The sequence below is a fragment of the Clostridium lapidicellarium genome, assembly GCF_041224415.1.
Taxonomy (GTDB): Bacteria; Bacillota; Clostridia; order Clostridiales; family Clostridiaceae; genus Clostridium_B; species Clostridium_B lapidicellarium.
This window is the reverse complement of the sequence record NZ_JBGFFE010000047.1, coordinates 1-5659: the sequence shown is the minus strand read 5'-3', so window position 1 is coordinate 5659 and position 5659 is coordinate 1. Positions and strand designations below refer to the sequence as shown.

At 50.7% G+C, this 5659-nt stretch carries 1 protein-coding gene, 2 tRNA genes and 2 rRNA genes; all 5 read right to left on the bottom strand.

Annotated elements, in window-relative coordinates:
* Positions 1-46 precede the first annotated feature (46 nt).
* The 5 genes from AB8S09_RS15660 to AB8S09_RS15640 all read right to left on the bottom strand — a co-directional run bounded on the left by AB8S09_RS15660 (position 47) and on the right by AB8S09_RS15640 (position 5363).
* Positions 47-2946 (bottom strand): 23S ribosomal RNA (locus AB8S09_RS15660).
* 194 nt (positions 2947-3140) lie between these two features.
* Complete coding sequence (locus tag AB8S09_RS15655; RefSeq protein WP_369869535.1) at positions 3141-3269, bottom strand: hypothetical protein; 129 nt, start codon at positions 3267-3269, stop codon at positions 3141-3143.
* A gap of 141 nt (positions 3270-3410) precedes the next feature.
* Positions 3411-3487, bottom strand: a tRNA-Ile gene (locus AB8S09_RS15650).
* Between the two features lie 5 nt (positions 3488-3492).
* A tRNA-Ala gene (locus AB8S09_RS15645) sits at positions 3493-3565 on the bottom strand.
* Between the two features lie 288 nt (positions 3566-3853).
* Positions 3854-5363: ribosomal RNA gene (locus tag AB8S09_RS15640) — 16S ribosomal RNA — on the bottom strand.
* Together the 16S and 23S rRNA genes with 2 tRNA genes alongside form the textbook arrangement of a ribosomal RNA operon.
* Between the last annotated feature and the right edge of the window lie 296 nt (positions 5364-5659).

Genomic DNA, 5659 nt, shown 5'->3' with positions numbered 1-5659 from the left:
CTGTCCTCTCAAAATTGCACAGTAAATACGTTTCCCTTTTTCCACTTTGGTCAAGCCCTCGACCTATTAGTATCAGTCAGCTCAGCAGGTCACCCTGCTTACACCCCTGACCTATCTCCTCGTGTTCTCCGAGGGGTCTTACCAGCTTTCGCTGTGGGAAATCTATTCTCGAGGGGGGCTTCACGCTTAGATGCTTTCAGCGTTTATCCCTTCCCAACTTGGCTACCCAGCGGTGCTCCTGGCGGAACAACTGGTTCACCAGAGGTCAGTCCATCCCGGTCCTCTCGTACTAAGGACAGCTCCTCTCAAATTTCCTGCGCCCGCGACGGATAGGGACCGAACTGTCTCACGACGTTCTGAACCCAGCTCGCGTGCCGCTTTAATGGGCGAACAGCCCAACCCTTGGGACCTACTTCAGCCCCAGGATGCGACGAGCCGACATCGAGGTGCCAAACCTCCCCGTCGATGTGAACTCTTGGGGGAGATCAGCCTGTTATCCCCGAGGTAGCTTTTATCCGTTGAGCGATGGCCCTCCCACGAGGTACCACCGGATCACTAAGACCGACTTTCGTCCCTGCTCCACCTGTCTGTGTCGCAGTCAGGCTCCCTTTTGCCTTTGCACTCTGCGGAGAATTTCTAACCCTCCTGAGGAAACCTTTGTACGCCTCCGTTACTCTTTCGGAGGCGACCGCCCCAGTCAAACTGCCCACCTAACATTGTCCCGTCACCAGTTTCATGGCACCCGGTTAGAATCCCGGTACTGTCGGGGTGGTATCCCACCTGCGGCTCCACAGAGGCTGGCGCCCCTGCTTCTACACCTCCCACCTATCCTGTACAGACAATACCAAAATTCAGTGTTAAGCTACAGTAAAGCTCTACGGGGTCTTTCCGTCCAATCGCGGGTAGCAAGCATCTTCACTTGCACTTCAATTTCGCCGGATTTGTTGTCGAGACAGTGCTCAAATCATTACGCCATTCGTGCGGGTCGGAACTTACCCGACAAGGAATTTCGCTACCTTAGGACCGTTATAGTTACGGCCGCCGTTTACTGGGGCTTAAGTTCTGACCTTCATATCTCTATTTAGTCTTCCCCTTAACCTTCCAGCACCGGGCAGGCGTCAGCTCCTATACTTCAGCTTTCGCTTTAGCAGAAACCTGTGTTTTTGATAAACAGTTGCTTGAGCCTCTTCTCTGCGGCCCCTTTCGGGGCACTCCTTCTCCCGAAGTTACGGAGTCAATTTGCCGAGTTCCTTGACAACAATTCTTCCGCTGGTCTTAGGATCCTCTCCTCACCTACCTGTGTCGGTTTGCGGTACGGGCACTTCTTACCTCCCTAGAGACTTTTCTCGGCAGTATGATGTTCGATACTTCTCCTTTCGGATTCCCCGTCACAGCTCACAATTGAAAAGGGGGATTTGCCTCCCTTCCCTCACTCGCTGCTTGGACATACCTCCATCTGTATGCACATCTATTCCTCCTGCGTCATCCCTTCAGGTCTTTACCGGTATTTCTGTGGTATCGGAATCTCAACCGATTCCCCATCGCCTACGCCTCTCGGCCTCGGCTTAGGTCCCGACTTACCCTGGGTGGACGAACCTTCCCCAGGAAACCTTAGGCTTTCGACCAATAAGATTCTCACTTATTTCTCGCTACTTATGCCAGCATTCTCTCTCCTGCCATGTCCACCGCTCCTTCCGGTACGGCTTCTGCCATGGCAGCATGCTCCTCTACCGCTCCTTAAAGCCCACAGCTTCGGTGGTAAATTTTAGCCCCGGACATCTTCGGCGCATGACCTCTTGACTAGTGAGCTATTACGCACTCTTTTAATGTATGGCTGCTTCTGAGCCAACATCCTAGTTGTCTCGGAGATCACACCTCCTTTACCACTTAACTTACACTTTGGGACCTTAGCTGGTGGTCTGGGCTCTTTCCCTTTTGACCGCGGATCTTATCATTCGCAGTCTGACTGCTGGGTATCTTAGTATATGGCATTCGGAGTTTGATAGGGTTCGGCAACTGTTGTCAGCCCCTATCCCAGTCAGTGCTCTACCTCCATTACTATTAACCCAACGCTAGCCCTAAAGCTATTTCGAGGAGAACCAGCTATCTCCGAGTTCGATTGGAATTTCTCCGCTATCCACAGCTCATCCCATGGTTTTTCAACACCATTCTGGTTCGGTCCTCCACGAAATTTTACTCCCGCTTCAACCTGGCCATGGATAGGTCACCCGGTTTCGGGTCTGCAGCACTCAACTTGTCGCCCTATTGAGACTCGGTTTCCCTCCGGCTCCGTACCTTAAGTACTTAACCTCGCTGCGCACCGCAACTCGCTGGCTCGTTCTACAAAAAGCACGCCGTCGCACTCTATTGTGCTTCGACTATTTGTGGACACACGGTTTCAGTTTCTATTTCACTCCCCTCCCGGGGTTCTTTTCACCTTTCCCTCACGGTACTTCTTCTCTATCGGTCACCAGGTAGTATTTAGCCTTGGGAGGTGGTCCTCCCTGCTTCCCACAAGGTTTCTCGTGTCTCGTGGTACTCTGGCACAGACCCCGGAACTTCAGCTTTTCACTTACAGGGCTCTTACCTCCTGCGGCTCAACTTTCCAGTTGTATTCAGTTAAGCTTCCGTTCCTCTATGGCCTGCCCTCAACCCCAGGGACAAGTCCCTGGTTTGGGCTCTTTCCCTTTCGCTCGCCGCTACTCAGAAAATCGATCTTTCTTTCTCTTCCTCCGGGTACTTAGATGTTTCAGTTCCCCGGGTTTGCCCCCGCACTCCTATTTATTCAAACTGCGGTACCCACGCTCTCGCCTGGGTGGGTTTCCCCATTCGGATATCTCTGGTTCTCTGGCTATTTGCGCCTACCCAGAGCTTTTCGCAGCTTATCGCGTCCTTCTTAGGCTCCTGGTGCCAAGGCATCCTCCGTGCGCCCTTTGTAGCTTGACCTGATAATTTAGTCCAAATCTTCGATTTGGTGCCTAAATTGCACTCCGCAGCTCTGCTGTGGAGTTCCCTTTCGGTTCTTGTTGGTTACAAATCTTAACTATTCTATATTGCATCAATCTTAGCTTTAATCTGCATCTTTCTACAAAAGGTTANAGTTCCCTTTCGGTTCTTGTTGGTTACAAATCTTAACTATTCTATATTGCATCAATCTTAGCTTTAATCTGCATCTTTCTACAAAAGGTTATTTCTGTTTCTATAACCTTAGCTTTAAAATTGCCATTAGCTTCGTCCAGCTGCGTCAAATACCTCACTGCGGTGCTCATTTACACTAAGTAAACTCTGCTCCTCGTTCGGCCTTTTCCATGCTGTACTCGCTCCTGTCAATTTTACTATATTTACTGTGCAATTTTCAAAGGACAATTGTTCATTTTAATATTATCAAAGGATTTTTTTCCTTATTTTATTGGTGGGCTTAAATGGACTCGAACCATCGACCTCACGCTTATCAGGCGTGCGCTCTAACCAACTGAGCTATAAGCCCTCNNNTGGAGATAAAGAGATTCGAACTCTTGACCCTCTGCGTGCAAGGCAGATGCTCTCCCAGCTGAGCTATACCCCCTAACAATAAAATTTTCAAGGATATGATCCCTCAAAATTAAACAGAATAACGGCACACCTATACGAGTCAAACCTTCTTACTGTAGAACAGCTCTTAAGCTGTCCCTCGACTCCCTAGAAAGGAGGTGATCCAGCCGCAGGTTCTCCTACGGCTACCTTGTTACGACTTCACCCCAATCACCAACCCCACCTTNATGATCCCTCAAAATTAAACAGAATAACGGCACACCTATACGAGTCAAACCTTCTTACTGTAGAACAGCTCTTAAGCTGTCCCTCGACTCCCTAGAAAGGAGGTGATCCAGCCGCAGGTTCTCCTACGGCTACCTTGTTACGACTTCACCCCAATCACCAACCCCACCTTCGGCCGCGTCCTCTTTCGTTAGACTACGGACTTCGGGTGTTGCCGGCTCTCATGGTGTGACGGGCGGTGTGTACAAGGCCCGGGAACGTATTCACCGCGACATGCTGATTCGCGATTACTAGCAACTCCATCTTCATGCAGGCGGGTTGCAGCCTGCAATCCGAACTGGGGGCAGATTTCAAGGTTCGCTCCACCTCGCGGTCTCGCTTCTCTCTGTCCTGCCCATTGTAGCACGTGTGTCGCCCTGGACATAAGGGGCATGATGATTTGACGTCATCCCCACCTTCCTCCGCGTTAGCCGCGGCAGTCTCGCTAGAGTGCTCATCTTACTGTTAGCAACTAGCAACAGGGGTTGCGCTCGTTGCAGGACTTAACCTAACATCTCACGACACGAGCTGACGACAACCATGCACCACCTGTCTCCCTGCCCCGAAGGGCTTCTCTTATCTCTAAGATATGCAGGGGATGTCAAGCCCAGGTAAGGTTCTTCGCGTTGCTTCGAATTAAACCACATGCTCCGCTGCTTGTGCGGGCCCCCGTCAATTCCTTTGAGTTTTAATCTTGCGATCGTACTTCCCAGGCGGAGTACTTATTGTGTTTACTGCGGCACAGAAGGGGTCGATACCTCCTACACCTAGTACTCATCGTTTACGGCGTGGACTACCAGGGTATCTAATCCTGTTTGCTACCCACGCTTTCGTGCCTCAGCGTCAGTTACAGTCCAGAGAACCGCCTTCGCCACTGGTGTTCTTCCTAATCTCTACGCATTTCACCGCTACACTAGGAATTCCGTTCTCCTCTCCTGCACTCAAGACACCCAGTTTGAAATGCCCTGCCCAAGTTAAGCCCGGGTCTTTCACATCTCACTTAAATGTCCGCCTGCGCACCCTTTACGCCCAGTAATTCCGGACAACGCTTGCCACCTACGTATTACCGCGGCTGCTGGCACGTAGTTAGCCGTGGCTTCCTCATATGGTACCGTCACTATCGTCCCATATGACAGAGCTTTACAATCCGAAAACCTTCTTCACTCACGCGGCGTTGCTGCATCAGGCTTCCGCCCATTGTGCAATATTCCCCACTGCTGCCTCCCGTAGGAGTCTGGACCGTCTCTCAGTTCCAATGTGGCCGTTCACCCTCTAAGGTCGGCTACGCATCGTCGCCTTGGTAGGCCTCTGCCCTGCCAACTAGCTAATGCGCCGCGGGTCCATCTCAAAGCGGATTTCTCCTTTAAAGTGCCCTCCATGTGAAAGGCACTCCTCATGCGGTATTATTCTCCCTTTCGGGAGGCTATCCCCCTCTTTGAGGCAGGTTACCCACGTGTTACTCACCCGTCCGCCGCTAAGCATCCCCCGAAAGGTCTGCTTCGCTCGACTTGCATGTGTTAAGCACGCCGCCAGCGTTCGTCCTGAGCCAGGATCAAACTCTTAATTTAAAAGTCCTTTTGGCTCTGTTGAAAATTGCCATTAACTTCGTTCAGCTTCGTCAAATGCCTCATTCCGGCGCTCAATTACATTAGTAAGTTCCGCTCCTCCTTCGGCCTTTCCCTCGCTTTACTCGTCACTGCCAATTTTAAGTGTATTGCAAAGCTGATATGACACATCAACTCAAACACAATACAGATTTATTTCGAAATTACTTCCTCGGCTGCTCATCGCAGCTCAAAAGAATTGCTGGTTTTTTCTCGTATAAGTTTCCCTATATTATTCTGTCTAATTTTCAAGGATCACA

Coding starts and splice junctions, on each gene's coding strand:
- AB8S09_RS15655 (WP_369869535.1), bottom strand. CDS start 3,269: ATGAGCACCGCAGTGAGGTATTTGACGCAGCTGGACGAAGCTAATGGC.